Here is a 26688-nt window from a genome sequence, read left to right on the forward strand (position 1 = left end):
GTATCGCGAAGCGGGTGGAGATGTTCGGCAAGGCCACGAGGAGCCGTCCGCAGGCCCCGCCGGGAGCGGCCGCGGCAGGCGCGGACTGGTCCCCCTACCCGCGGCTGGAGGACGCCGCGCGGGTGTACTTCCTGCACGCGGACGTCGCGCTGGAGGCGATCGACGGCGTGCTCGGCCGCCGCCGGGTGCGCGGTTTCACCCTGGAGCGGGTGGTGGACCTGACCGACGCGGGCACCTCGGTCTGGCAGGAGGCGGCGGTCTGCGACGGGCGGCGGCTGATCCTGTGGCACAGCGAGGAGCTGGCCGACGACACGGCGCCCGGCGGCACGGTGCTCGACTCCTCGGTGCAGGTGCTGCCGCTGGACACGATCGGGCACGTCGGGATGCGGACGCTGGTCGGCAGGGACGAGCGGGGCGGGCGGGTGGACCGCGGCGTGCACCTGGTGCTGGCCACCGCGACGCCGCACGAGCTGAGCGCGGTGGCCCCGGAGCCGGGGTCCGCGCTGCCCGCGTCGGCGAAGCTGCGCCCCGAGGCCTTCCGCTTCAGCAAGTCGCTGGACGACGGCGGGGCCGGGCAGATAGCCCGGCTGATCGCGTTCGGCCGGCTGATGGGCCGGCTGGTCCCCGGCGTCTGACGCGGCGTCCGGGGTCGGCGCGTCCGGCCGCCTCGATCCGGTGCGCCCGGTACCCCCGGTCGTGCCCCGCTGGGGGGTGGGTCACGCCAGGCCGGCGTGCTCCAGGGCCTGGACGCCGGCCCGCAGCGAGGCGATCCGCTCGTCCAGCGTGAAGCCCGCCGGCGCCAGCGTCAGCGTGGTCACACCGGCCTCGGCGTACTCGCGCATGCGGTCGGCGATCCGCTCGACCGGGCCCAGCAGGCAGGTGGAGTCGATGAGTTCGGCCGGCACCGCCGCGGCGGCCGCGTCCTTCTCCCCGGCCAGGTACTTCTCCTGGATCTCCGCGGCCTCCTTCTCGTAGCCCATGCGGCCGGCCAGCTGGTTGTAGAAGTTCTGCTTGCGACTGCCCATGCCGCCGATGTAGAGCGCGGTGTACGGGCGGAAGAGGTCGGCGAGCGCGGGGACGTCGTCGCCGACGGCCAGCGGCAGCGTCGGGCACACGTCGAAGCCGTCCAGGGTCAGGCCCGCCTTCTCCCGGCCGACCCTGATGTGCCGCAGCGCGGTCTCCTCCAGGTGCGCGGCGGAGGGGAAGATGAGCAGCGCGCCGTCGGCGATCTCGCCGGTCTGCTCCAGGTTCTTCGGGCCGATCGCCGCGATGTACAGCGGGATGTGCTCGCGGGTGGGGTGGACGGTCAGCTTGATCGGCTTGCCCGGGCCGCCGGGCAGCGGCAGCGTCCAGTGCTCGCCCTGGTACGTCAGCCGTTCGCGGGACATCGCGCGGCGGACGATGTCGACGTACTCGCGGGTGCGGGCCAGCGGCTTGTCGAACGCCACGCCGTACCAGCCCTCGGAGACCTGCGGGCCCGACACGCCGAGGCCGAGCCGGAACCGGCCGCCGGACAGCGAGTCGAGGGTCGCCGCGGTCATCGCGGTCATCGTCGGGGTGCGGGCGGGGATCTGGAAGATGGCCGAGCCGACGTCGATCCGCTCGGTCTGCGCGGCGACCCAGGACAGCACGGTCGCGGCGTCGGAGCCGTACGCCTCGGCGGCCCAGCAGACCGCGTAGCCGAGCCGGTCGGCCTCGCGGGCGACCGCGAGGTTGTCCGCGTCCATGCCGGCGCCCCAGTAGCCGAGGTTGATCCCGAGCCGCATCCCGATCCCCTTTTACTGATGAGTAACGTCGTTGTCCTCCCGGACTGTAGCGCCCGTACGCGGCAGGCGTCGCCTGTCGGGTACGTCACTGCTGCCCATTCGGCCGGTGCGGGCGCTAGCCTCAGCGGTCATGGAGCAAAGGCATCTCGGCCGGACCGGGCTGCGCGTGTCCCGGTTCGGGCTGGGCACCCTGACGTGGGGGCGCGACACCGGCGAGCGCGACGCCGCCGACCAGTTGAAGGCGTTCTGGGAGGCGGGCGGCACGCTCGTCGACACCGCGGACGTCTACAGCGACGGCGGCGCGGAGTATCTGCTGGGCCGGCTGGTCGAGGACCTGGTGCCGCGCTCCGATCTGGTCATCGCCACGAAGGCCGGCAGCGTGCCGGACCCCGACCGGCGGTTCGACTGCTCCCGCGGCCACCTGCTGTCCGCGCTCGACGCCTCGCTCCAGCGGCTCGGCACGGACTACGTGGACCTGTGGCAGGTGCACGCCTACGACGAGGGGACGCCGCTGGAGGAGACGCTCCAGGCGCTCGACATCGCGGTCGGCTCGGGGCGGGCCCGGTACGTGGGCGTGTCCAACTTTTGCGGCTGGCAGCTGGCCAAGGCGGCGGCCTGGCAGCTGGCGGCGCCGGGACGCACCCCGCTGGCCAGCACGCAGATGGAGTACTCGCTGCTGCAGCGCGGCGTGGAGCGGGAGGTGCTGCCGGCCGCGGCCGATCTGGGGGTGGGGCTGCTGCCGTCGTCGCCGCTGGGGCGGGGGGTGCTGACCGGCAAGTACCGGCACGGCACGCCGCCGGAGTCGCGCGGCGGCTCGCAGGACATGGCGGCGTTCGTGGCGCCGTACCTGGACGAGACCGCGCGGCTCATCGTGGACGCGCTGGCCATAGCGGCGGACGGGCTGGCGGTGCAGCCGCTGCACGTCGCGCTGGCGTGGGTGCGGGACCGGCCGGGGGTGGCCGCGCCGATCCTCGGCGCGCGCAACGCCGCGCAGCTCACGGCGGCGTTGTCGGTGGAGGCGCTTACGCTGCCGGAAGAGATCAACCTGGCGCTCGACGACGTGTCGGCGCCGCTGCACCGCTACCCGGACCACGACTGGAGCACGCTCTGAGTCCACGCCGGGCCCGTCCCCGGCGCCCGGTCCGCGCCGGGCCGCGGTGGGTCCGGCGTGCACTCCCCCGGGCCTGCTCCGGCCCGGTCCCGCGGCCCAGGACCCGCACCACGGAAGGCTTGTCGCTGTGACCCCCGAACCCACCCGCCCCGACCTCGGCGCCCTCACGGCGGCGGTGCGCTCCATCGAGCGCGGCGAGAACCCCGCGGCCCCGGCCCCCCGCGGCGACGCGGCGGCGGCCCGCCGCAGACGCCGCGAGGCGATGGCGGAGGAGCAGGCGGCGCTCCAGGCGGCGGAGGCAGCAGAGGCAGCCGGCTCCGCCGGCTCGCCCCCACCGCCCGGTTCCCCCGGGACGTCGCCCGAGCCGAGCGAGGACGAGCCGGAACCGGCCGCGGCGGACGCGGAACCGGAGGCGGATGCCGCCCGGCCCGTGCGTCCACCCGCGCCGGAGCGGGACGATGCGGGCGAGGACGCCTCCCCGGCCCCGGCGGACGGGCGCGTGGCGGGCGGCGGACCCGCGGGCGACCGGACCGGAGACGCCGACGACACGGACCCGGCAAAGGCAGAAGCAGAGGCCGCAGGCGCGGCGGACGACGAGGCCGCAGGCGCGGCGGCAGGCGGTCGACGCTCCGGCGGCGCCGCGGACGGCCCCCCGGGCCGGCGGACGGGCGCGTCCCTGAGGGCGACCGGTTCGCGGCTCGCGACGGGGGGGCACCGGAGGGCGCAGCCCCGGAGACCGCGGGTTCGGCTGCGGCGAGCGGCGCTCCGGAGGCGGCGGTCGGTGGCCGTGGTGTCGGGGGTGCGCTGGAGGCCCGTACGGCACGGGGTGCGCGACCGGACGCCGTGGGGCGGGCCGAGGCGGACGTGGCGGATCAGGCGGGCGCGGGCGCTGCGTCGCCCGGGGGACCGGGCGCGGCGGGCCGCGGTCCGCGAGCGGCTGACGCCGACGCGTCCTCGGCGGACGGCGCGCGCGCCGCGGGAGCTGCGAGCGGGTCCCCGGGAGCCGGGCGGGTCGTCGGCGGCGCGGAGGCGGTGCGGGGCCCGGCGGGCGCGTTCTCCGCCGCCGGGAAGGGGGACGGTCGCCCCGGTGATGCCGGCCGCGACGGTGCCCGGGGCGCCGGGGAGAGCCTGGCGGGCGGACGGGAGCGGCGGGACGCGGGGGCCGCGCAGGGCGACGTACCGGGCGGGGAGCTCGCGGGCGGACGGGAGCGGGCCGCACGGGGTGCGGGCCCTGGCCGGGGCGCCGCGGTCGTCGCCGTCGGGGGGCGGGGGGACGTCGACGCTGGGGCCGTTGCCCGGGTGCGGGAGGTGCTCGTGGCGGGCGGGGCTCCGCAGGAGTTGGCGGAGGAGGCCGTGCGGGTGCTCGGGCGGGGAGCCGCGGAGACGCTCAGGGACGACCCGTGGGCGGTGCTCGGGCTGGAGGGAGTGCGGCCGGAGCACGCGGACGCCTTCGCCCGCGCCGTGCTCGGCGCCGAGGCGACGCCCGGCGACGACCGCCGCTGCCGCGCGCTGGTCGGCCACCTGATGGAGCTCGCGGCCGAGCGCGGCCACACCGCGCTGACCGGTCAGGCGCTACAGGCCGCGCTCGCGCAGAACGCCGTGCCGGACCCCGCCGCCGCCGTCGCCGCCGCGGTCGAGGACGGCCGGCTCCTGGTGTTCCGCGCCGACGGCGACGACGAGCCGCAGGACGCGGCGGACGGCGAGGACGGCGGGGACGGGGACGCCGCCGACGCCCCCGTGCTGCTGGGCCTGGACCGCTACGCCCTCGCCGAGGAGAGCCTCGCCGACGGCCTGGTCCGGCTGCTGCGCTCCTTCGAGGCGGAGGCCGCGGACACCGACCCGGCCCTCTGGGAGCGGGCCGCGGCCGACGCGCCCTCGCCCTCCGCCGCCGAACTGATCCGCGCCGTCTCCGGCAGCGGCCTGGTGCTGCACTCCGGCGGCGAGGCGGCCCGCGCCGAGCCCGTCGCCCTGGTCGCGGCCGCGCGCGCCGCGGGCCTGCGCGCGTACGCCGCCGCGTACACCGACGACGGCAGGCGGCGGCTGGCCGCGGCCCTCGGCGGCGGCGCCGCGGGTCCCCGGCCCGCGCCCGACGCCCCGGACCGTGTGGCCGCATCGGACGCCGGCGTGGACGTTTCTGAGGCCGGCCTGGACGCCTCGGAGGCCGCCGTGGATGCTTCGGACGCCGCCGTGACCGTCGAGGACCTGCTGGACGGCGCCCGCGGCCCCGGCCGCAACCCGGACGGCAGCCTCGCACTCGACCTGCTCGCGGTGCTCGACGCGCCCCAGCTGTCCGTCGTGGAGGCCACCGACCTCGTGGAGGCGCTGCCGGACGGCGCCCGCCTGGTGCTCAGCGGCGACCCGTACGCGCTGTGGTCCGCCGGTCCCGGCCGCGTCTTCGCGGACCTGCTGGCCGCCAAGGTCTGCCCGCGGGTCACCTCCCGCACCCCGGACCCCGGCCCGATCGGCGAGCTGGTCTCGTGCGTGGGCGTCGGCGAACTCGCCGCCGTGGACGCGCCGGACAAGGAGGTCGTCGTGGTCCCGGCGCGGGACCCGCGCGAGGCCGTGCACCGCGTCGTCCAACTCGTCGCCGACTCGGTGCCGCGCGCGATCGGCGTGCCCGCCGACCGTACGCAGGTGATCGTGCCGGCCCACGGCGGCCCGGTCGGCACCCGCGCGCTCAACGCGGCGCTGAAGGAGCGGCTCAACCCCGGCCCCGGCAGGTTCGCCGGCTTCGACCCGGGCGACCGGGTGGTGCACGTGCCGCGCCCCGGCCGGGTGCTGCCGGCCACGGTGGCCGGCGCGGACCAGGACGGGCTGCGGCTGGACAGCGCGGACGGGCCGCTGCTCGTACCCCGCCAGGACGTGGCGGCGACGGTACGGCACGGCTGGGCCGTCACCGGCCACCAGGCGGCGGGCATGCGCTGGCCCGCGGTCGTGGTCGTGGTGCCGGGCGACGCCGGCCCGCTGCTCACCCGCTCGTGGGTCTACACCGCCTTCGGCCGCGGCGAGCGCCACCTGTCCGTGGTCCAGGGCGCGGACCAGACCCTCCCCCAGGCCGTCGCGGGGCCGGCCGCGAAGGACCGTACGACCCGCCTGGTCTCCGTCCTGCGCGAGCTGGCCGCGGAGGGCTGACGGACCCGGGACCGCCGCCCGGGCAGGGCGGGGCGGACGGACCGACGGACGGACGACCCGGCCGGACGACCCGGCCGGGCGGCCCCGGCGGGGGGCGGCCCGGCCGTCGCCGGGGTCAGTCCGTGTCGAGCGCGCTCAACTCGTCGTCGAAGACCGCGCTCACGTCGAAGCGGCAGACGACGAGTTGGGGATCGGCCTGGTCGAAGGGGGCCTCCAGCCATTCGCCCGGTTCGCTCGGCTCGGCCGCCGCGACCCAGAGCGTGGAGTCGCCCTCCTCAAGGCCGAACTCCTTGTGCCGCTGCGCGATCTCGTCGGGCTCGTACTCCCCGAAGATCACGCCGAGCGCCCCGCCGACCGTCGTCTCCGCGTCCGGGTCGTCCTCGCCGGCCCGCCTGGCCTGGGCGAAGAGCCGCTGCGGCTCGACGATCGTGTAGTCGCGGCGGATCAGCACGCTGACCGCCTCGGGGTCCTCGGGCCGGCGTACTCCGGCAGTCCGTCGCCGGCGGCACCTCGAAAGGGGTCACCTCGTCGTAGGTGTCGTACAGCAACTCGTCATAGGTCTCGGCGGCCGAGGCCAGCGCCTCGAACGCCGCGAAGACGGCGGGATCGTTCTCCCCGGTACGGTTCTCGATCGCTTCGAGGTGGAGGTCGAGCGCGGCCTTGACCGCCTCGACTGCGGCACGGACCTCGGCCGCCGCGGGCTGCACGTCATCAGACATGAGGCGAACGCTATCCGCACCGGGGCGTTGCCCGCACAATAGATAACGATGCCGGAATACGAATTCAGAGAGATGTACGTGCCGCGCGGGGTCTCCCGCAAGGAAGCGGCACGGTTGCTGACGGACGAGGCCGAGTACAGGCACTGGGAGCTGGACCGGGTCCAGCTCTATCCCGACGGCAGCCGGCGGGTGCGGCTGCGACGCCGCATCATCCGACAGGTCCGGGCCACGTGGTGAGCTGTCGCTGAACGCGCGGTGGCCGCGGGGTGATCCCGCGGCCACCGTCGTCTCGGGCCCGCGCCGGACGCGGTGCCGGGTCGCGCCGGGCAGGCGTCGGGCGCCGGGCCCATCTCGGGCGCCGGGCCGGGCGTGCGCCGGGCGCTGTGCCCTGCGCCGCGCCTGCCCTCCCGTCAGCGCCGGGCGGCGCTCGCACGGCGGTACAGCACCGTGCCGCCGAGCAGCAGGGCGCCGGAGGCCGCGGCGGCCAGTCCGATCCCGTCCGCGCCGGTGTGCGCGAGGGTGGCGGCCGAGCCGTCCGCGACGGGGGTGTTCGCGGCCGGGGTCGTGTGGCTCGCCGGGGTGGCCGGGTGCGTCACGGGCGTCCCGCCGCCGGGGGTTCCGGGCGTTCCGGGAATGCTGGGGGTGCCTGGGGTTCCGGGCGTTCCGGGGTTGCCGGGGGTGCCCGGCGTGCCAGGCGTACCCGGGTGACCGGGCGTGCCAGGAGTCCCGGGGGTGCCAGGGGTGCCAGGGGTGCCAGGGGTTCCGGGCGTACCAGGAGTGCCCGGGGTCCCCGGCGTACCCGGGTGGCCGGGCGTACCGGGATTGCCCGGCGTACCGGGCGTACCCGGGTGGCCAGGCGTGCCGGGATTGCCCGGCGTGCCCGGGTGGCCGCCCGAAGGCGACGTCGACGTGTTCGCGCAGGAGTTGCCGAACACCGGGTTCAGCAAGCCCACGACGTCGATCGTGTTGCCGCACGCGTTGACCGGCAGGTGCACCGGCACCTGCACCGCGTTGCCCGAGCCGACGCCCGGCGAGCCCACGGCCGCGCCGGATGCGCCGGCGTCCGCGGAAGCGACACCGCCCGCGGCGGCGAGGACTCCGCTCGTCGCCACGACGGTGAGCAGGCCCTTCTTCGTGACCTGTCGCATGTTGTCCCTGCTTTCGATCGACCGGGGCGCCCGTCGGTCCTGCGTGCCGGTCCCCGGAAAACGGAGAGCGGCCCCGGGGCGCGGCTCTGCGCCTGGGGCCGTCCCAGCCCGGCCGTTCCACGGCCGGCGGGGATCACGACGAAGCGTTGACGCAGGTGTTGCCGAAAGCGGGGTTGAGCAGGCCGATCACGTTCACGGTGTTGCCGCACGCGTTCACCGGGATGTGCACGGGGACCTGGACCACGTTGCCCGACAGCACGCCCGGGGACTGGACGGCGGCGCCCTGCGCGCCGGCGTCGGCGGCGGCGATGCCGGCGCCCGCGAGCACGAGACCGCCGGTGGCAGCCGCGACGGCGGCGACCTTCTTAATCATTTCTTCCTCCTCATGGGACAGGTGTGGTCCCAGCCGCGGACCACACCCGTCGTAACGACGCCATGGGGGAAGGGCTACGAACGCAGTCGATCATTCACCCGTACCGGGGACACGCCGAACGGGCGGTCAGGTGAGCCGTCGGATCGTCGGATCGGCCGGCGCGCAACGGCCCGGCGAACCGAACGGCACGGCGAACCGAACGGCACGGCGAACCGAACGGCTCAGGCGTTGTCGATGAAGTGGTCGAGCACCCGGACGCCGAACCTCAGCCCGTCCACCGGCACCCGCTCGTCCACGCCGTGGAACATCCCGGCGAAGTCCAGCTCGGGCGGCAGCTGCAGCGGCGCGAAGCCGAAGCAGCGGATGCCCAGGGCGTCGAAGGACTTGGCGTCGGTGCCGCCGGAGAGCATGTACGGCACGGCGTGCGCGATCGGGTCCTCGGCCTTGAGCGCCGAGCGCATCGCCTCCACCAGCGAGCCGTCGAAGCTCGTCTCCAGCGCCTTGTCGGAGTGCAGCGTCTCGCGCTTGACCCGCGGGCCGAGCACCCGGTCCAGGTCGGCGAGGAACTCCTCCTCGTAGCCGGGCAGGAAGCGGCCGTCGACGTGCGCGGTGGCCTGGCCGGGGATCACGTTCACCTTGTAGCCGGCGCCGAGCATGGTCGGCGCGGCGGTGTTGCGCAGGGTGGTGCCGATCATGCGGGCGACGCCGCCGAGCCGGGTGAGCGTGGTCTCCATGTCCTCGGGGTCCAGCTCGACCCCGAAGGCGTCGGACAGCTCGTCCAGGAAGCCGCGCACCGAGGGGGTGACACGGACCGGGAACTCGTGCCGGCCGAGCCGGGCGACGGCCTCGCACAGCTCGGTGATCGCGTTGTCCTTGTTGGTCATCGAGCCGTGCCCCGCGGTGCCGTCCACGGTGAGCCGCATCCAGTGCATGCCCTTCTCGGCGGTCTCGATCAGGTACAGCCGCCGGTTCTCGTCCACGGTGAACGAGAAGCCGCCGACCTCGCCGATCCCCTCGGTGACGCCCTCGAAGAGGTCGGCGTGGTTGTCGACCAGGTGCCGGGCGCCGTAGACGCCGCCGGCCTCCTCGTCGGCGAGGAAGGCGAGCACGATGTCGCGCGGCGGCTTGCGGCCGGTGCGCAGCCGGTCGCGCACCACCGCGAGGGTCATGGCGTCCATGTCCTTCATGTCGACCGCGCCGCGGCCCCACACACAGCCGTCGGCGACCTCGCCGCCGAAGGGGTCGCGGGTCCAGTCGGCGGCGTTGGCCGGCACCACGTCGAGGTGGCCGTGGATGAGCAGCGCCGGGCGCGAGGGGTCGGCGCCCTCGATGCGGGCGACGGTGGAGGCGCGGCCGGAGTGCGACTCGAAGATCTGCGGTTCGAGGCCGACCTCGGCGAGCTTGGCCGCGACGTACTCGGCGGCGGCGCGCTCGCCGGGGCCGGAGTGGTCGCCGTAGTTGCTGGTGTCGATCCGGATCAGCTCGCTGCACAGCTCCACGACCTCGTCCTGGCCGCTGCGCGCGGCGTCGTCCGCGCCCGCACCCGTGCCCGTGGCCGTGCTCGCGCCCCGCCCGGGGACCGTCCCGCTCGTCGACTCGCTCACCTTGGTTCCTCCTGTTTCCCCGCTGCTTGCGCGAAGGGTCTCCCGTGACTGTCCCATCCTCCCCCGCGACCCCCGCACGGCCCAAGGGACGGCCGCCGGCCGGTGATCGCCGACGCCCGATCTTTGCTATGGTTTACCCGGTCGCCACAGCCCCGACAGGTTGCGGTGACATCCACCGGGTCCGGGTGGCGGAATGGCAGACGCGCTAGCTTGAGGTGCTAGTGCCCTTTATCGGGCGTGGGGGTTCAAGTCCCCCCTCGGACACTCGCACGACACACCACGGCATCGCCCGGGTCGGGATCGGCTCCCGCCCGGGCGTTGTGCTGTGCGCCCGCGGGTCGCCGCGTGGCCGAAACTCCGCGCAGCCGCTCGCACGCGGTGCGTGATCGCCGTCCGGGTGGGGCAGAACGTCTAAGCCCGTCGGGAGCCGGGCGCGACTGTCCGCGACGGGGACGGAGGGTGACGGTGCCGGGAGCGCCCGCGCTTGAGCTGCGATCCGTGCACCGCGCCTACGGGCACGGGCCGTCCGCGACGGTGGCCCTGGACGACGTCTGCCTGACCGTCGGGAGCGGTCGGTTCGTCAGCCTGATCGGGCCCAGCGGCTGCGGCAAGTCGACGCTGCTGCGCCTGGTCGCGGGCCTTGAGGAGCCGGACCGCGGCGAGGTCCTGGTGCACGGGGTGACCCCGGCCGAGGCGTGCGCCGCCAAGTTGATCGGCCTGGTGCCGCAGAGTCCGGCGCTGCTGCCGTGGATGTCCGTGCTGCGCAACGTCACGCTGCCGCAGAAGGTCAACCGCGGTGCGGCCGGGCGCCGCGAGCGCATGGCCGGCTTCGCCGAGCGGGACGCGGCGCCGTCGGCCGACGACATGCGCCGGCTCCTCGTCAGGGCGGGGCTCGGCGAAGTGGTGCACAAAGTTCCGGCCCAGTTGTCCGGCGGCATGCGCCAGCGGGTGGCGATCGTGCGCGCCTTCGGCCTGCGGCCCGACCTGCTGGTCATGGACGAGCCCTTCTCCGCGCTCGACGAGTTCACCCGCGAGCGGCTCCAGGACCAACTGCTGGACCTGTGGGAGGAGTTGCGGACGACGGTGCTGTTCGTCACCCACTCGGTGGCCGAGGCGGTCCGGCTCTCGGACACCGTGGTCGTCATGGCCCGCGCCCCCGGCCGCATCGTGGACGCCGTGCAGATCGACCTGCCCCGGCCGCGCGGCGAACACCTCCTCGCGGAGCACCGGTTCCACGCGTACGAGGACCTGGTCAGGGACCGGCTGCGCCGCGCCTGGCACGACGACGGCACATCGAGCGCATGAGGCGTATGAGGCGCACGAGGCGCACGAGAGAGGCGAGGCGCCCACGGGACCTGACGCGCACGAGGCAGGGGGGACGGATGACGCCGGGCGCCCGGTCCCTGGCCGCCCGGGCGCGTCCCGACGTGTGGCTGCCGCTGGTGGTGATGCTGGCGGTGCTCGCCGCTCTGTGGGAGTACGGCGCCCGGCGGCTGCCGTATCTGCTGCCGCCGCTGCGCGCGGTCGGCGGTTCGCTGACCTCGCACCTCGGCTACTACGTCGACAACGCCTCGGTCACCCTGGGCGAGGCGACCGCGGGGCTCGCGATGGGGTTCGCCGCCGCCTTCGTCCTCGCGGTCCTGACCAGCGAACTGGCCGTCGTCCGGCGGGCGGTGATGCCCGTCGCGGTCGTCCTCAACGTCACCCCGCTGGTCGCGATCGCGCCCGCCCTGGTGGTGGCCTTCGGCTTCGGCCCGCTGCCCAAGCTGATCATCACGGGCCTGATCTGCTTCTTCCCGATCCTCATCAACACCGCGACGGGCCTGCGGTCCGTGCCGCGACCGGTGCTCCAGGTGTACCGGACGGTCGACGCCGGCCGGCTGGAGGTGCTGTGGCACCTGCGGGTGCCGTACGCGCTGCCCTACCTCTTCGCCGCGCTGCGCATCGTCCTGCCGCTGTCGATCATCGGCGCCGTGGTGGCCGAGATGTCCGCGGCGGGCTCGACCCGCGGGCTGGGCACGGCGATCGGGACGGCCTCGTCGATGAACCAACTGCCCGTCGTCTACGCGTCGATCTTCGTGCTCGCGGTGATGGGCGTGGCCCTGCTGCTCGCCGTCACGCTGGTCGAGCGCCGCGTCCTGCGCCGGCACACCGGCGCCCCCGACTGACCCCTGGAGACGCCCATGCAGCCGCGCCCGCACCACCGCCTCCTCCGGTCCGCGCTCGCGGGCCTCACCGCCCTCGCGCTGGCGGCGGCAGTCGCGGCCTGCGGCTCCGGCTCGGACCCCGGTCCCGACGGCAGGTCCCGGACCGGCGCCAGGGGTTCGGCCGTCTCGGCGGAGCGCTGCGCCCGGAACGAGGCGGCCGGCCGGATCACCTACCTCTCCGGATACCAGTACCAGTCCTCGGTGTCGATCCTGGAGTACGTCGCCGCGGCGAGGCTGGGCTACTTCGACGACCTGTGCCTGACGGTGACGCTCAGGCCCGGCACCGGCGACACCGCGCAGAACACCAAGCTGCTGGCCAGCGGGCAGGCGACGGTGTCCGCCGTCGCCGAGCAGGACGTCATCCAGGCCCGCGCCAACGGGATCGCCGTCGAGGGCGTCTCCTCGTACTCCGATGCCGGCCTGGACGTCCTGATGACCAACAAGGACATCACCCGGCTCCCCCAGCTCGACGGCAAGGAGGTCGGCCACAAGGGCTACGTGCCGGCCGCCGTCGAGGCCATGATGGTCCGGGCGGGGGTCGACTGGGACTCGCTGAAGCTGGTGAAGGAGGGGTACGACCCCTCGGTGCTCCCCCGCCGGCAGGGCGGCCTCGAAGCGCTCACCGGGTTCGTCTCCAACGAGCCGAACCAGCTCAGGGCGGCCGGGAAGGACGTCACCGTGTGGCAGCCCGTCGACTTCGGCATCCCCAGCTCGCTGGGCGCGATGGCCGTCAACCCGGCGTTCGCCAAGGCCCATCCGCAAGCCGTCCAGGACGTCCTGCGCGCGGCGCTGCACGCCTACGCCTACTGCTCGGCGAGCGAGCGGCACATCGCCGAGTGCGTCGGCTACGCGGCGAAACTCTCCGGCCCGATGTACGACAAGGCGCTCAACACGACCATCTGGAAGACCGAGACGAAGGTCGTGGGCGACAACCCGACGCCCGCACAGCCGCTGGGCGGCATCGACCTGTCCAACGTCGGGAGGATCGCCGACATGCTGCGCCGGTTCGCGATCGTGCCGGCGAGCGTGACCGCCGACCGGGCGAAGGGGTGGTTCGACACGTCGTTCGTCGACGGCCTCTACTCCGGCGGCACGCTCGTCTGGCCCGCGCCGTAGCCGCACGGCGGTCCGAGGAATCTCACGGAAGGGGGCCCGCGCCCATGCCTGCGAAAGAGTACGGAATCTTCCTGCCCATCGGGAACGGGGGCTGGATGCTGTCCACGACCGCGCCGCATCCCGAGGCGAGCTACGCGTGGAACCGGCGCGCGGCGCTGTACGCGGAGCGCATCGGCCTGGACTTCGTGATGTCGATGGCGAAGTGGCGCGGCTTCGGCGGCAGCACCGACCACTGGGGCCGCTCGCTGGAGTCGGTGACGATGATGTCGGCGCTCGCCGAGGCCACGTCCCGGGTGCGGATCTGGGCGACGCTGCACGCGAACGTCCACAACCCGGCCGTCGCGGCGAAGATGCTCGCCACCCTCCAGGACGTCTCCGGCGGCCGGGCCGGGCTGAACATCGTGAACGGCTCCTACGCCGGGGAGTTCGAGCAGTTCGGCCTCTGGGACCCCGGGCTCGGCCACGAGGACCGCTACCGAATGACGGAGTTGTGGACCCAGGCGGTGGTCCGGCTGTGGACCGAGCCCTCGGTCACCATGCACACGCCGTACTTCGACCTCGTCGACTGCCAGTCCCGGCCACGCCCGGCCGTCCGCCCGACCGTCATCAGCGCGGGCCGGTCCGAGGACGCGCGCCGCTTCCAGGCGCGGTGGGCCGACGGCGCCTTCCTGGCCGCCGAGAGTCTGGACGAGATGCGGATGCTCTCGGCCGACGTCCACGCGCGGGCCGCGGCGCACGGCCGCGTCTGCCGGACGTACTCGATGCTCACCGTCGTGCAGGACGAGACCGACGCGCTGGCGGCGCGGAAGGTCGGCGCGTGGGGCGCCGGGCTGGACCGCGAGGCGCTCGCCCGCATGCGCAGGACCTGGGGCGTGCCCGAGGACCAGGCCCGCGCCTGGGCGGAGGGCGCCGAGGGCGAGGCGGCGTTCCAGACCGCGTACGTCGCGGGCTCCGCGGACACGGTCACCGAGCACATCGAGTACATCGTGCGCGAGGCCGAGCTCGACGGGCTCATGCTGATCTTCCCGGAGTACGACGAGGACCTGCTGCTGTTCGGCGAGACGGTGCTGCCCGCGCTGCGCGCGCACGACGCGGCGGCCTGACCGGCCGCGCTCCCCCGGTGCGCGGCGGCCCGACGCGTCCGGGCCGCGCTACGCCGGCGCGGCCTCCTCCCGCGGGCGCAGGTGCTCCACGAGGTGGGCGGCCAGCGCGCCGACCGTGGGCTTGTCCCACAGGACGGTGGGCGGCAGGTCCAGGCCGAACCGGCGGGCCAGCCGCACCCGCAGCGCGACCGTCATCACCGAGTCGATGCCCAACTCCACCAGCGGGCGCCGGAAGTCGATCTCCTCCGCGGCCAGGTTCAGCTCGGCGGCGACCTGGTCGCGCACCTCCAGCGCCACCGCCTCGCGCGCCTCCCGCTCGGGCAGCGCGTCCCAGTCGAGCACGAAGCCGGCGCCGTCGTCCCCGGCCGCCGGGTCCGGCGCGGTCAGCTCGCGCAGCATCGGCGGCCGGGTGCTGCCGGGCGCGGTCGGCAGCACCTTCAGGACCGCCTGGTACGGGGCCGGCCGCCGGTCGGCGTAGGCCCAGGCGCGGAACGCCTCGGCCGGCGAGACCGCCTCCAGGCCGCGGGAGTTGGCCTCCAGCATGGTCCCCTCGATCGCCTCGGACATGCCCACCCCGCGCCAGGAGGTCCAGCCGATGCTGGTGGTCGCCCCGCCGCCGGCGCCGCGGTGCGCGGCGAGGGTGTCGAGGAAGGAGTTCGCCGCCGCGTAGGCGGTCTGCCCGGTGAGCCGGGCGAACTGTCCCGAGGAGGAGAACAGCACGAAGAAGTCGAGCGCGCCGGGCGGGAAGAGCCGGTGCAGCACCATCGCGCCGTCCGCCTTCGGCGCCAGCACGCGGCGCAGCCCGTCCCGGTCGACGTTGCCGAGCAGCGCGTCGTCGACCGCGCCGGCCGCGTGCACGACGCCCCGCACCGGCGGCAGCCCGTGCGCCGAGGGCGCGAGCGCCGCGGCGACCGCCGCCGCGTCGGCGATGTCCACCTCCAGCACCCTGACGGTCGCGCCCAGCGCCTCGAGCGCCAGCACGCCGTCGATCCGGCGGCGCAGCGCGGGGTCGGTGACCTCCTCCCAGCGCTCGCGCGGCGGCAGCCCGTGCCGGCCGGCCAGCAGCAGCCGGGTCGCGCCGCGGTCCACCAGCCAGCCCGCCACCAGCAGGCCGAGGCCGCCGAGGCCGCCGGTGACCAGATATGTGCCGCCGGGCCGGCACTGCACCGCGGGCGGGCCCGCCGGCCGGTCCACCGCGGCCAGCCGCGGCACCGCGAGCTGCCCGCCGGCCAGCGACACCACGTCCTCCTCGCCGGGCATCGCGGCGAAGACCCGCAGCAGCGCGGCGGCGTCGGCGCGGTCGGGGGCGGCGCCGAGGTCGACGGCCCCGCCCCACAGCTCCGGGTGCTCGCCGGCCACGATGCGGGCGACGCCCCACAGCGTGCCGTGGGCGAGCGCGGACTCGTCGGCCGCCTCCCGTACGCCACGGGTCAGCACCCACAGCCGCGGGTCCGCGCCCGCGCCGCCGGCACGGCCGGGGCCGCCGGGCGTGGCTTCCCTCGCGCCGGCGGCGGTGGCCGCGGCGGCGCTCGCGCGGGCGTCGGAGCGGGCCGAGGCGAGGCGCTGGGCGGTGCGGATCAGCGTCCAGGCGCAGTGCTCGGCCGCGGTCTCGACGGGCTCGTCCGGGCCGGGGAGCGCGGGCGCGACGACCACCGCGCCGGCGGCGGCCAGCAGCGCCGGCTCCGCGTCCTCGGCCGAGGTGAAGCGGGTCACCCGCACGCCGGCGCGGCGCCACTGCTCGGCCAGCGCCGCGCCCTCGGGCGCGTCACCGACCAGCACGATCCCGGAGCCGGCCAGGACGGAGTCCGGGCCGGCGTCCGCGTCGACGGCCACACCCCCCGTGCCGCCGCCCGCGAGGGCGTCCAGCGGGCGCCAGACGATCTCGTGGACCAGGTCGTGCGCCGACGCCGCCCCGCGGGTCTGGTCCTGCAGCGGCGCGAACCGCAGCCCGGTGACCTCGCAGACGATCGCACCGGTGTCGTCGGCGACCAGGACGTCCACGGTGTCCTCGGGCGAGCGGTCCGAGCGGCGCGTGTGCACGGTGATCCTGGCCGGCGGCTCGCCGCGGAAGGCGACGCCGCCCATGTAGGAGGACATCCACAGCCGGTGCGCGTCCTCGGGTGTCACCAGCACCGCGCTGATGGTCAGCGCGCCGTCCACGACGTGCGCCCAGCTCGCCGCGTGCCGCGCGGGCTCCGGCTCCAGCGTGAGGACCGACAGCTGCTCGTCGGCGCTGCGGCGCAGTTCGTCCAGGCCCCAGGGGAACGCGTACCCGCCGACGCCCTTGGTGGTGAAGAGCGCGTCCACCCGCGGCCAGTCCCACACGTCGTCGCAGCGCTCGCGCACCGCCGCCGCGTCCACCCGTCCGGCGGCCGGCTCACGGCCGGGATCGGCGGTCGCGGTGGTGTGGGTGATCCACTCGTACTCCTCGTCCTCCGGCCCGGCGCCGCCCGCGTCCGCCGCCGCGCCCTCGCCCGGACCGGCCTCCGGCGCGACCCTGCTGGCCAGCCGCAGCGAGTTCTCGCTGAGCACGACCTGCACCACCCGCGGCGGGGTGACCGCCAGCGGCGTGCGCAGCACGATGTCGCTGAGGCCCGGCAGCCGGCCGTCGCGCGCCGCGGCGATCGCGAACGTGTTGATGATCGACGCGGCCGGGGTGATCTCCACGCCGACCACCAGGTGGTCCTGGGGATACGGCCGGCAGGTCAGGTCCAGGTAGGTCTGCCACACCTGGCGCGGCGGCGCGCCGGAGACCGTCATCCGGCCGCCGAGCAGGCTGTGCCGCTCCGGGTCGTGGCCGCCGCCGGGCCCGGCGGCGCCGCCCGGCCCCTGCGGGAAGATCCAGTACGGGCGATGCTGCCAGGCCACGCCCGGCAGCGCGAGCAGGCTGCCGGCCGGCTGCGCGGACCGCCAGTCCACCGCGGCGCCCGCGCAGTACAGCTCGGCCAGCCCGGCGAGCACCGACGGGAGTTCGGGGGTGTCGCGGCGCAGAGTGTGGGCGACCACGGCGTCCTCCGCGCCCAGCTCCGCCGTCGTCTCGCGGACCGAGTGGGCCACCACCGGGTGCGAGGAGACCTCCAGGAACAGCCGGTGGCCGTCCTCGGCCGCCGCCGCCACGACCGCCGCGAACCTGACCGGCTGCCGCAGGTTGGCCGCCCAGTAGGCGCTGTCGCGGGGCGCGTCGCCGCGCGGGTCCTCCAGCGCGGTGGAGTACAGCGGGACGCGGGACGGGCGGGGGCGCAGCTCGCCGGCCGCCGCCGCGACCTCGCCCACGACGGCGTCGACGTGCGCGCTGTGGAAGGCGATGTCGGTGTCCACGTCCCAGACGGCGAGGCCCTCCTCGCGCCACTGGGCGGCGGCCCGGCGGACGGCCTCGGCGTCGCCGGAGACCACGGTCGAGCGCGGGCTCGCGGCGATGGCCGCGACGACGTCCTCGCGGCCGTGCAGCCGGGCCGCCGCCTCGTCGAACGCCAGGGCGACCAGCGCCATCGCGCCTGCGCCCTCCAACTGCCGCAGCGCGGCAGCGCGGCGGCAGGCGAAGCGAGCGGCCTCCCGCACGTCCAGGACGCCCGCGGCGACCGCCGCGGCGATCTCGCCGACCGAGTGGCCAATCACCGCGCCGGGCCGCACCCCGTGCGCGCGCCACACCTCGCTCAGGCCGATCTGCATGGCGAAGGTCATCGCCTGCGCCTGGGAGGAGGTCCACGGGCCGCCCGCGGTGATCGCCTCGCGCGGGGTCCAGCCGGCCTCCTCGCGGAAGACGTCCGCGAGGGAGTCGATCGCGGCGGTGAACGCGGGCTCCCGGTCCAGCAGGTGCCGGCCCATCCCGGACCACTGGGCGCCGTGCCCGGAGAAGACCATGACCACGTCCGCGGCCCGGCCGGCGGTGGTCCGCGCCGTCGCCACCCCGGCGGTCCTGCGGTTCTCGGCCACCGCGCGCAGCCGCGCGGACAGCTCGCCGGCGTCCGCGGCGACGACCGCGGCGCGCTGCGCCAGGTGCGAGCGGCGCAGCGCCAGTGTGTGGCCGACCGACGCGAGGTCCGCGTCGCGGTGCCCGTCCAGCCAGTCCGCGGTCCGCGCGGCGAGGTCGCGCAGCCCGCCCTCCGACATCGCGGACAGCGGGAAGACGGCGCTCCCGCCGCCCGCCCGGTCACCGTCCGTCTCCGCCTGACCGCCGGCCGCCCGGTCACCATCCACCTGACCACCGTCCGCGCCCGCGTCCGCCCGCCGACCACCCGCGCCGTCCGCCCCGGGACCGTCCACCGGCACGCCGTACGACCCCGGCGCCGGAGGCGCCACGTCGGCCGGCGCCTCCTCGACGATCAGGTGGGCGATCGAGCCGCCGACCCCGTAGCTGGAGACGCCGGCCAGCCGCGGGCGGCCAGCGGCCGGCCACGGCGTGCGCTCGGCGACCAGCCGCAGGCCCGAGGACGCCCAGTCGAAGTCCGGGTTCGGCACCGTGTGCAGGCTCGGCGGGATCTGGCCATGGCGCAGCGCCAGGACTGTCTTGATCAGTCCCGCGATGCCCGAACCCGCCTCGGTGTGCCCGAGATTGGGCTTGACCGATCCGATCAGGCACGGGTCGTCCGCGGTGCGCCCGGCGCCGAAGACATCGGCCAGCGCCTGCGCCTCCTCGCGGTCGCCCGCCGGGGTGCCGGTGCCGTGCGCCTCGACGTAGTCCACCGACCGCGGCGCGATGCCGGCCCGGGCGTAGGTGCGGCGCAGCATGTGCTCCTGGGCGGAGCCGTTCGGCGCCATCATGCCGTCGGAGCGGCCGTCCTGGAACACACCGCTGCCGCGGATCACCGCCAGCACGGGATCGCCGTCGCGGCGGGCGTCGGCCAGCGGCTTGAGGACCACGACGCCCGCGCCCTCGCCGCGCCCGTAGCCGTCGGCCGCGCGGTCGAAGGCCTTGCTGCGGCCGTCCGGCGAGGTCGCGCCCGCCGCGTCCAGGGCGACGAAGAGCGCCGGGGTCGCCATCACGTTGACCCCGCCGACGATCGCCACCGGCGACTCGCCGAGCCGCAGGCTCTGGCAGGCCAGGTGCAGCGCGGTCAGCGACCCGGCGCACGCGGTGTCCACCGCCATGCTCGGCCCGCGCAGGTCCAGCGCGTAGGAGATCCGGTTGGCCATGCCGTAGAAGGTGGTGCCGTTGACCGCGTAGGCGCCGGAGCGCGGCAGGTCCTCCAGCAGCCGCCGGCCGTAGTCGTTGGAGTTGGCGGAGACGAAGACGCCGGCCTCGGAGCCGCCCAGCGACAGCGGTGCGACGCCCGCGTCGACCAGTGCCTCCCAGGCCAGCTCCAGCACGATCCGCTGCTGCGGGTCCAGGTGGTCCGCCTCGCGCGGGGAGATCCCGAAGAAGTCCGCGTCGAAGCCCTCGATGTCGTCGAGGTACGAGCCCTTGCGGGTGGTGCGCCGCAGGATCGCGGTCGCCTGCGGTCCGGCCGCCGCGTACGGGTCCCAGCGCTTGCCCGGCATGTCGCGCACGGTGCTGCGGCCCTCGGCCAGATACGTCCAGAGTTTCCCGGGGAGTCGAGGTCCGGTGCGAACCTGCAGCTCATGCCGATGATCGCCACCGGCTCCTGTTCGCGGTCCCGCGTCCCTCGTGCCACGTCGCCCACGTCCCAGTCCTCTCCCGCGCGACGAGCCCCCCGGCGCCCGGCGACGCTGAGCGCGCGCCGACCTGGTCCGGATACCCCGATGGGCGTTTTCCCCATAGAACCCCCATAGAAGGGGAGAGACTGCGTTCCGTCCGGTAAGGGCTTTGGAAGGGATTCTGCGGCGGTCACCCGGCCGGCGCGAAGCACTTGCGGCACAAAGTGCTCTGTCTCACGTTCCGTCGGCGCGGGTGGCGCGGGTGGCGCGGGTGGCGCGGACGGCATGGGCGGCGCGGGCGGCATGGGCGGCGCGGGCGGCTTCGAAGGCGGAGCGCTTCACGCGGTACACCACGCCCGGCCGGTGCGGGCCCGGCGGCATGGACGGGTCGTCGAAGTCGTCGGCGGGGTCCCGGGTCATGCCGAGCTTGCGCATGACCCGCTGGGAGCGCCGGTTGGTCGCCGCGGTGACCGCGAGGATCTCCGGCAGCGCGAGGACGCGGAACCCGAAGTCCAGCACGGCGACGGCGGCCTCGGTGGCGTAGCCCCTGCCCCAGGCGGCGCGGGCCAGCCGCCAGCCGGCCTCGACGCCGGTGAAGGGCATCTCCTCGTCCACCGGGTCGAGTCCGGTGAAGCCGATGAACTCGCCGGTGGCACGCACCTCGACGGCCCACCAGCCCCAGCCGCGCTCCTCCAGTTCCCGATCGAAGCGCCGCGCCGACGCCTCCGCCTGCGCCCGGGGCACCACGCCGCCCAGATACGCGCGCACCAGCGGGTCGGCGTTCATCGCCGCCCAGGGTGCGAGGTCGCTCTCGTGCCAGCGGCGCAGTAGCAGGCGTTCGGTTCGCAGCTCGGCCATCGCGTCAACGTAACAGGGCGTCCCGGGCCGGTGCGCGGCCTTTTCCGACCGGGACGAACCGCCGCATTCCACCCGGCGTACGCCGACGCGCACAATGGCCGGAAAGCAGCGTTCCAGAGCAAGCTGCGAGAAGTCTTCGCGCTCGCGAGCACTTCAGGATGTGGGACTGCCGCTCCCACCGGAGCGTGTCACCCATCGACTGGTACGACTGGTACACCACGGGGATCTGGCGCAGGCACCGCGCCGGGAGGCAGCCGCGCGAAGGCGGGCGGCGTTCCGCTTCCGGCCCGGCGCCGACCGCCGTCTTCTCGCGGCCGCCGCAGGCGCCCCCCGCGAGCACTCCCCCGCGCACGCCGGAGCTCCACTCCGTCCGGCGGACGTCTCCATGCCCGCCGCTCGCGCCGCCCCGCTCCGCCGTGTTCCGCCCTGCCCTGTTCCGTCCTGTCATGCCCCGTTCTGCTCTGCCCCTTCCCCACCCCGGCCAAGGAGGCACTCGGGTGACCAACCTCGACATACCCCAGGCACCGGTCAGCACCGGTACGCAGTCCTCGACCTTCGTCACAGGAATCTTCCCGCGCCGGCGCGTCGTCGTGCTGGTGCTCAGCCTGATCGCCGGCCTGGTGATCTCCTACCTCTGGTCGGCGAAGCTGGTCGACGACCAGATCGGTGTGAACTCCGCGAACGACATGCTGGGCCACGACCCGCAGGCGCCGATCAGCAGCATCGCCTCGGGCGTGCTGTTCGCGTTCGTCTCCGGCATGGCGGGCTCGTTCACCGCGTGCAACATCGCCGCGTTCGGCGCGGTCGGCCCGCTGGTCGGGCAGCACGAGTCGCGCAGGACCCGGCTGGCGCAGACGCTGCGGCCGATCGGCTGGCTGTCGGTGGGCATGATCACCGTCTCGGCGGCCTACGGCGTCATCGTGGGTCTGGTCGGCACCCACATGCCGCAGTTCTCCACCGCGCAGACCAGCGGGATCTCGCCCAGGACCGCGCAGTCGATGATCGCGTTCGGCCTGGTCGGGCTGGCCATGGTGGTGCTCGGGCTGGCCTCGGCGGGCCTGATCCCCGACCCGCTCGCGGGGCTGTCCCGGCGGTTCGCCAACGCACCGCTGGTGATCATGGGCGCGCTGATCGGCGGCTTCCTGATCGGCCGGCCCTACCCGCTGTTCCGCAACCTGTTCCGGCACGCCGCCGAGGAGCACAACCCGTTCTACGGCGCGCTGGCGTTCGCCCTGCAGTCGGTCGGCAACATCGTGGTGATGACGCTGCTGTTCCTGCTGCTGTCGTACGGCACCGGCGGCCGGGTGCAGCACTGGCTGCAGGCCAAGCCGGGGCGGATCGCCACGGTCACGGCCTCGGCGTTCTTCGTCGCGGGCGCGTTCACGCTGGCGTACTGGGAGCTGCGTGTGCTCGGCCGACTGGGCTACATGTGGTTCCCGACCGCGCCATGGAACAACCACTGACCAAGGAACAACCACTGACCAACCACTGACCAACCGCTGACCAGCCACCGACCCGACCGCACCGACCCGCGACGGCGGGGCCGGCACTCGTGCCGGCCCCGCCGTCGTGCGTGCGGATCGGATGGGTTCCGCGGGGCGGCGCGGTAGGCGCGCCCGCGGTGTGCCGGGCGGCTCAGGCCGGGCGCTCGCGGGCCCGCTTCATCGTGGTCGCAGCCTCGTCCGGGTCCTCGCCGGCGCCGACCAGCATGCCGCAGACCTGCGCCTCGAAGCAGGCGTCCGCGTCGTAGGGCTCGATGAGGTAGCCGCCCAGTTCCAGGGCGACCAGGCCGTGCAGCGCGATCCACATCTGATGGGCCACCAGTTGGGCGTCGCCGGGCCTGAACCGGCCCTGGGACATGCACCGTTCGATGGCCTTGACCAGGGTGGTCAGGGTGTAGCGGCCGTGCTGGCGGTCCTCGTCGGTGAGCGCGAAGCCGCCGAGGTTGGAGCCGCCGAACATCACGCCGTACAGCGCCCGGTGCTCCAGCGCGTTGCGCCGGTAGGCCCAGCCGAGCACCACCACGTCCTCGACCGGGTCGGCGGTCTCCTCGACGTCGGTCATCCGCTGGTTGAGCAGCCGGAAGCCCTCGCGGACCATCGCGCGGACCAGATCGTCCTTGCCGCCGAAGCGGGTGTAGACCGCCATCGTCGACGTCCCGACCGCCGCGGCCAGCCGCCGCGTCGAGAGCGCCTTGGGCCCTTCCTCCGCCAGCAGTTTGGCGGCGGCCTCGACGAGATGGCTGCTGAGGTCGGGGTCGACCTGACGTGGGCTCACCCTTGACATGATTCCACGGCACTGCGAACCTGTACAACAACAGCGTTATATAACGGCGATATACGAGGCGGGCAGCGATGCTTGACTACGACACGCACAGCACGTCGCACCTCCTTTCCAGGGCCTACCGGCCGGTCGCCGATGAGGTCACGGTCTCGTCCCCGGCGATCACCGGGACGCTGCCGAGCGAACTCGACGGCAGCTTCCTGCGGATCGGCCCCAACTCCCTGAGCGCACGCCGCGGCGGCCACGATCCCGCGGTCGAGCACACCTTCGCGGGCGACGCGATGGTGCACGCGGTGCGGCTGGGCGGCGGGCGCGCGCACTGGTACCGCAACCGCTGGGTGCGCACCGACCGGGTGGCCGCCGAGCTGGGCGAACTGCCCACCCCCGGCCCCCGTTACGGACTCGGCGACAACGCCAACGCCGGACTGGTGCAGCACGCGGGAAACGTGCTGGCGCTCGGCGACGCCGGCGTGCTGCCGCACCGGCTCGGCCCGCAGCTGCAGACCGTCGACCGGTTCGACTTCGGCGGCACGCTGCCCGACGGCTTCGGCGCCCGCCCGGTGCAGGACCCGCTGACCGGGGAGCTGCACGCGGTGGCCTACTACCACGAGCTGAACCACGTCACCTACGTGACCGTCGACGCGCTCGGCAAGGTGCGCCGCGCCGAGCCGATCGCGGTCAAGGGCACGCCGATGATGCACGCACTGTCCCTGACGGACCGTCACACCGTGCTGTACGACCTGCCGGTGACCTACAGCGCGGCCGACGCCGCCGCCGGGTCCCGGGTGCCGTACCGCTGGGACGACTCGCACGGCGCGCGCCTGGGCGTGCTCCCGCGCGACGGCGGCGACGCCGACGTGCTGTGGATGGACATCGACCCCTGCTACGTCTTCCACCCGGTCAACGCCTACGAGCGCGGCCGGGAGATCGTGGTCGACGTGATCCGGCACGAGCGCGCCTTCGACCGCGACCCGCTGCACCCGGTGGAGTCCGAGCCGGCGATGTGGCGCTGGACCATCGACCGGGTCGGCGGCACGGTCAGCGAGCGCCGGCTGTTCGAGGGCGCCGAGGAGTTCCCCTGCATCGACGAGCGGATGACCGGCACCCGGCACCGCTGGTCCTGGTCGGTCGGCATGGCGCCGGGCCTGGCCGGGGCGCTGGGCGGCCGCGAGCTGCTGCGCCACGACCTGACCGCGATGCGCACCGACGTGCACGACCTGGGTCCCGGCCGCGAGGGCGGCGCCCCGGTGTTCGTGCCGCGCGGGCCGAGCGCGCCGGAGGGCGACGGCTGGGTGCTGACGATGGTGTACGACCACGCCACCGACCGCAGCGACCTGGTGGTCGTCGACACCGCGGACTTCACCGGCGACCCGGTCGCCGTGGTGCACCTGCCGGTGCGCGCCCCGCACGGGCTGGCCTCGCTGTGGACGGCGGGCCGCTGACCGGCACATCCCTACATGGCGCAATCCACGACAAGCGCCCGCTCGTCCGGCACTCCGGGAGAAGTCGCGGGAAACCGGCCGGAACGACACTCGATTCAGCGGGACGCAACCGACCCGTGACAGGCCAGACCAACGATCGATTGTGGGGGATCGCATGCTGGTGAGTGTGACGGGCGGGACCGGCTTCGTCGGCTCGCACACGGTTGCCGCGCTGCTGCGCGCGGGCCTTCGGGTACGGCTTCTGGTACGGGACAAGGCGGCTGTCGCCCCGGCGCTCGCGCCGCACGGCTACGGCCCCGACGCGGTGGAGATCGCCACCGGCGACGTGCGCGACCGGGCCGCGGTGGACGCGGCGGTCGGCGGCGCCGACGCGGTGCTGCACTCGGCCTCCGTCTACTCCTTCGACGTCCGGCGCGCGGCGGAGATGCGCGAGGTCAACCGGCTGGGCACCGAGGTGGTGCTGGACGCGGCCCGCGCGGCGGGCGCCGGCCGGATCGTGTACGTCTCCAGCATCGTGTCGATGTATCCGCCGTCCGACGGACTGCTGACCGTGAACACCCCGGTCGGCCGGCCGAAGGACGTCTACATGGCGACCAAGGCGGAGGCGGAGGAGGTGGCGCGCCGGCACCAGGCCGAGGGGGCGCCGCTGACCATCGTCTACCCGCCGGCGCTCTTCGGACCGCACGACCCGCACGTGGGCGACCAGGTCGCCCGGGTGCGCGACGTGTTGCGCGGGCTGATGCCGATCTGGCCGCTGGGCGGCTACCCGGTCGGCGACGTCCGCGACACCGCGGCCCTGCACACCGCGCTGATCACCGGCCCGGCCGGCGAGTCGGGGCGGGTGTTCGGGCCGTACCACAACCTCTCCACCCGGCAGTACATGGCCACGCTGCGCGAGGTGACCGGCCGGCGGCTGCCGACGGTGTTCCTGCCGGGCGCGGCCATGGTGCCGGTGGCCCGGCTGGCCGACCTGGCCCAGCGGGTCTGGCCGTGGCACATCCCGGCGGAGTTCGGCGCGGTGTACACCTGCGCGGTCGACGCCAGGATCGCGAACGACGAGCCGACCTACGGGGTGCTGCCGCGACCGGTGGCCGAGACGATGGCGGACACCGTCGAGTGGATGAGGACCAACGGACTGCTGACGGCACGACAGGCAGGACGCCCGCGTCGGGAATGACGCGGGCGTCCGGCCCGGCCGGCCGGGGCGGGAGCGATGAGGTGCTCCCGCCCGGCGCCGGAGGTGCCCGAGGCGATCGTGCTGCCGGGGCTCACGGTGCGCGCGGTGTGGCGTGTGACGCGAAAGAAGGAACGCACGGGCAAGCGGTGCGTTGCGTGCGCTGTGCCGACTGCCGTCCTGCGAATGCGCGTTCAGGTCAGTGCGCGACCTGGGCGAGCTGGTTCAGGGCGCCTCCGTCGAGTCCCGGCAGTGCGAGCAGGATCGGCAGGTCGAACGGGCCCAGCGGGCGCAGCTTCAGGTCCGAGCTGTACATCCGGCCGCCGCGGGCGGTCACCGGCCAGGCGGTGCCGACCAGGCGCGGCCGGCGCAGCCGGGGCCGCGGGTCGAGCTGGTCGTCGATGCCCACGGCCGCCGCCCGTACGAACCACTGGCCGTCCGGGACCTCCAGCCGGAACGGACCGGGCTTCTCCAGGACGTCGCACGCCTGGGGTATGCCCTCCACCACCGGCGTGTTGAACGCGGCGACGTAGATCCGCATCCGCATGTCGCTGTCCGGGGCGTGTAATTCACCGGTCACGGTGGACAGCTTCTGTCCACCGGAACAGGCGGCGACCATCGGTTCGACCGGTGGCATGCCGCAGTCGGCCAGGATGCGGTACCGGGCCGGCGAGGTGCCGACGCTGCGGGTGAAACGACTCGTGAACGTGCCGAGGCTGTTGTATCCGACCCGGTAGGAGATGTCGGTGACGCTCGCCCCGGATTCCAGCAGGTGCCGCTTGGCCATGTAGAGCCTGATGGCGCTGAGGAAACGGCCCGGTGAGATTCCGGTGACATCCCTGAACAGCCGGGAATAGTAGAACTTGCTGAAGATCGCCTCGTCCGCGAGTTCCTCCAGCGTCAGTGGATCATGATAGCGATTCCACATGATGCCGATTGTGCGTTTGATCGCTGCCTCTGCCGCCAACTCCATCCGAATTCCCCCGTCTTGGATGTGATCCGCCTGCTTGAGATCGCGCGGTTCCGCTGTGAATTCAGGAGACCTACCCGGTGTGCG

19 protein-coding genes, 1 tRNA gene and 1 pseudogene are annotated in these 26688 nt (G+C 74.8%); 12 read left to right on the top strand and 9 right to left on the bottom strand.

Translation table 11 applies throughout. From position 1 onward, the window contains the following. Nucleotides 1-20: 20 nt before the first annotated feature. A complete protein-coding gene (locus VSR01_RS06125) occupies nt 21-635 on the top strand; it encodes a hypothetical protein (protein ID WP_326453511.1) in 615 nt (204 codons plus the stop codon). A gap of 81 nt (nt 636-716) precedes the next feature. Here VSR01_RS06125 and VSR01_RS06130 read toward each other — a convergent pair whose 3' ends face one another. Beyond that, on the bottom strand, nt 717-1766 hold the full coding sequence (locus tag VSR01_RS06130) for an LLM class F420-dependent oxidoreductase (protein WP_326448261.1): 1050 nt from the start codon (nt 1764-1766) through the stop codon (nt 717-719). A gap of 130 nt (nt 1767-1896) precedes the next feature. Between VSR01_RS06130 and VSR01_RS06135 the strand changes: the two genes are divergently transcribed. Next, nucleotides 1897-2877 carry an aldo/keto reductase gene (locus VSR01_RS06135; protein WP_326448262.1) on the top strand — a complete coding sequence of 327 codons (981 nt, stop codon included), beginning with the start codon at nt 1897-1899 and terminating at the stop codon, nt 2875-2877. Between the two features lie 1299 nt (nt 2878-4176). After that, the gene (locus VSR01_RS06140; RefSeq protein WP_326448263.1) at nt 4177-6009 is read left to right on the top strand and encodes a helix-hairpin-helix domain-containing protein; all 1833 of its coding nucleotides are present in this window, start codon (nt 4177-4179) and stop codon (nt 6007-6009) included. 115 nt (nt 6010-6124) lie between these two features. Here the strand turns inward: VSR01_RS06140 and VSR01_RS06145 are convergent. Then, nucleotides 6125-6728, bottom strand: a pseudogene (locus VSR01_RS06145) (hypothetical protein). A 48-nt stretch (nt 6729-6776) separates the two neighbouring features. On the opposite strand from VSR01_RS06145, the gene VSR01_RS06150 reads away from it, so the two are divergent. Next, nucleotides 6777-6965 carry a DUF5703 family protein gene (locus tag VSR01_RS06150; protein ID WP_326448264.1) on the top strand — a complete coding sequence of 63 codons (189 nt, stop codon included), beginning with the start codon at nt 6777-6779 and terminating at the stop codon, nt 6963-6965. 173 nt (nt 6966-7138) lie between these two features. Here VSR01_RS06150 and VSR01_RS06155 read toward each other — a convergent pair whose 3' ends face one another. The 3 genes from VSR01_RS06155 to VSR01_RS06165 form a co-directional block, all read right to left on the bottom strand. Further along, nucleotides 7139-7876, bottom strand: a complete 738-nt coding sequence (locus tag VSR01_RS06155) for a chaplin (protein WP_326448265.1) — start codon at nt 7874-7876, stop codon at nt 7139-7141. Between the two features lie 133 nt (nt 7877-8009). Then, nucleotides 8010-8249, bottom strand: coding sequence for a chaplin (locus VSR01_RS06160; protein ID WP_326448266.1), 240 nt, complete (start codon nt 8247-8249; stop codon nt 8010-8012). A 221-nt stretch (nt 8250-8470) separates the two neighbouring features. After that, entirely contained in the window at nt 8471-9853 is a 1383-nt protein-coding gene (locus VSR01_RS06165; protein ID WP_326448267.1) for a M20/M25/M40 family metallo-hydrolase, read from the bottom strand. Nucleotides 9854-10032: 179 nt separating this feature from the next. On the opposite strand from VSR01_RS06165, the gene VSR01_RS06170 reads away from it, so the two are divergent. The 5 genes from VSR01_RS06170 to VSR01_RS06190 all read left to right on the top strand — a co-directional run bounded on the left by VSR01_RS06170 (nt 10033) and on the right by VSR01_RS06190 (nt 14279). Beyond that, nucleotides 10033-10117 (top strand) — tRNA-Leu (locus tag VSR01_RS06170). A gap of 201 nt (nt 10118-10318) precedes the next feature. Then, nucleotides 10319-11158 (top strand): ABC transporter ATP-binding protein, encoded by an 840-nt coding sequence (locus VSR01_RS06175; protein WP_326448268.1) that lies wholly within the window; start codon nt 10319-10321, stop codon nt 11156-11158. Nucleotides 11159-11235: 77 nt separating this feature from the next. Continuing rightward, nucleotides 11236-12021, top strand: a complete 786-nt coding sequence (locus tag VSR01_RS06180; RefSeq protein ID WP_326448269.1) for an ABC transporter permease — start codon at nt 11236-11238, stop codon at nt 12019-12021. A 15-nt stretch (nt 12022-12036) separates the two neighbouring features. Beyond that, a complete protein-coding gene (locus tag VSR01_RS06185) occupies nt 12037-13176 on the top strand; it encodes an ABC transporter substrate-binding protein (RefSeq protein ID WP_326448270.1) in 1140 nt (379 codons plus the stop codon). Nucleotides 13177-13220: 44 nt separating this feature from the next. Continuing rightward, nucleotides 13221-14279 carry an LLM class flavin-dependent oxidoreductase gene (locus VSR01_RS06190; RefSeq protein WP_326448271.1) on the top strand — a complete coding sequence of 353 codons (1059 nt, stop codon included), beginning with the start codon at nt 13221-13223 and terminating at the stop codon, nt 14277-14279. A 48-nt stretch (nt 14280-14327) separates the two neighbouring features. Here VSR01_RS06190 and VSR01_RS06195 read toward each other — a convergent pair whose 3' ends face one another. Together VSR01_RS06195 and VSR01_RS06200 are read right to left on the bottom strand one after the other, a co-directional pair. Then, nucleotides 14328-20054 (bottom strand): type I polyketide synthase, encoded by a 5727-nt coding sequence (locus VSR01_RS06195; protein ID WP_442785649.1) that lies wholly within the window; start codon nt 20052-20054, stop codon nt 14328-14330. A 54-nt stretch (nt 20055-20108) separates the two neighbouring features. Continuing rightward, nucleotides 20109-20732, bottom strand: coding sequence for a GNAT family N-acetyltransferase (locus VSR01_RS06200; protein WP_326448273.1), 624 nt, complete (start codon nt 20730-20732; stop codon nt 20109-20111). 497 nt (nt 20733-21229) lie between these two features. Between VSR01_RS06200 and VSR01_RS06205 the strand changes: the two genes are divergently transcribed. Then, on the top strand, nt 21230-22195 hold the full coding sequence (locus tag VSR01_RS06205; RefSeq protein WP_326448274.1) for a hypothetical protein: 966 nt from the start codon (nt 21230-21232) through the stop codon (nt 22193-22195). Nucleotides 22196-22367: 172 nt separating this feature from the next. On the opposite strand, the gene VSR01_RS06210 is transcribed toward VSR01_RS06205, so the two are convergent. Next, nucleotides 22368-23009, bottom strand: a complete 642-nt coding sequence (locus VSR01_RS06210) for a TetR/AcrR family transcriptional regulator (RefSeq protein ID WP_326448275.1) — start codon at nt 23007-23009, stop codon at nt 22368-22370. Nucleotides 23010-23086: 77 nt separating this feature from the next. Here VSR01_RS06210 and VSR01_RS06215 point away from each other — a divergent pair, with 77 nt between their 5' ends. Both VSR01_RS06215 and VSR01_RS06220 read left to right on the top strand, forming a co-directional pair. After that, complete coding sequence (locus VSR01_RS06215; RefSeq protein WP_326448276.1) at nt 23087-24457, top strand: carotenoid oxygenase family protein; 1371 nt, start codon at nt 23087-23089, stop codon at nt 24455-24457. A 166-nt stretch (nt 24458-24623) separates the two neighbouring features. Beyond that, the gene (locus VSR01_RS06220; protein ID WP_326448277.1) at nt 24624-25634 is read left to right on the top strand and encodes an NAD-dependent epimerase/dehydratase family protein; all 1011 of its coding nucleotides are present in this window, start codon (nt 24624-24626) and stop codon (nt 25632-25634) included. A gap of 196 nt (nt 25635-25830) precedes the next feature. On the opposite strand, the gene VSR01_RS06225 is transcribed toward VSR01_RS06220, so the two are convergent. Then, on the bottom strand, nt 25831-26559 hold the full coding sequence (locus VSR01_RS06225) for a helix-turn-helix transcriptional regulator (RefSeq protein ID WP_326448278.1): 729 nt from the start codon (nt 26557-26559) through the stop codon (nt 25831-25833). Nucleotides 26560-26688: the final 129 nt, after the last annotated feature.

The organism is Actinacidiphila sp. DG2A-62 (genome assembly GCF_035825295.1).
Classification (GTDB): domain Bacteria; phylum Actinomycetota; class Actinomycetes; order Streptomycetales; family Streptomycetaceae; genus Actinacidiphila.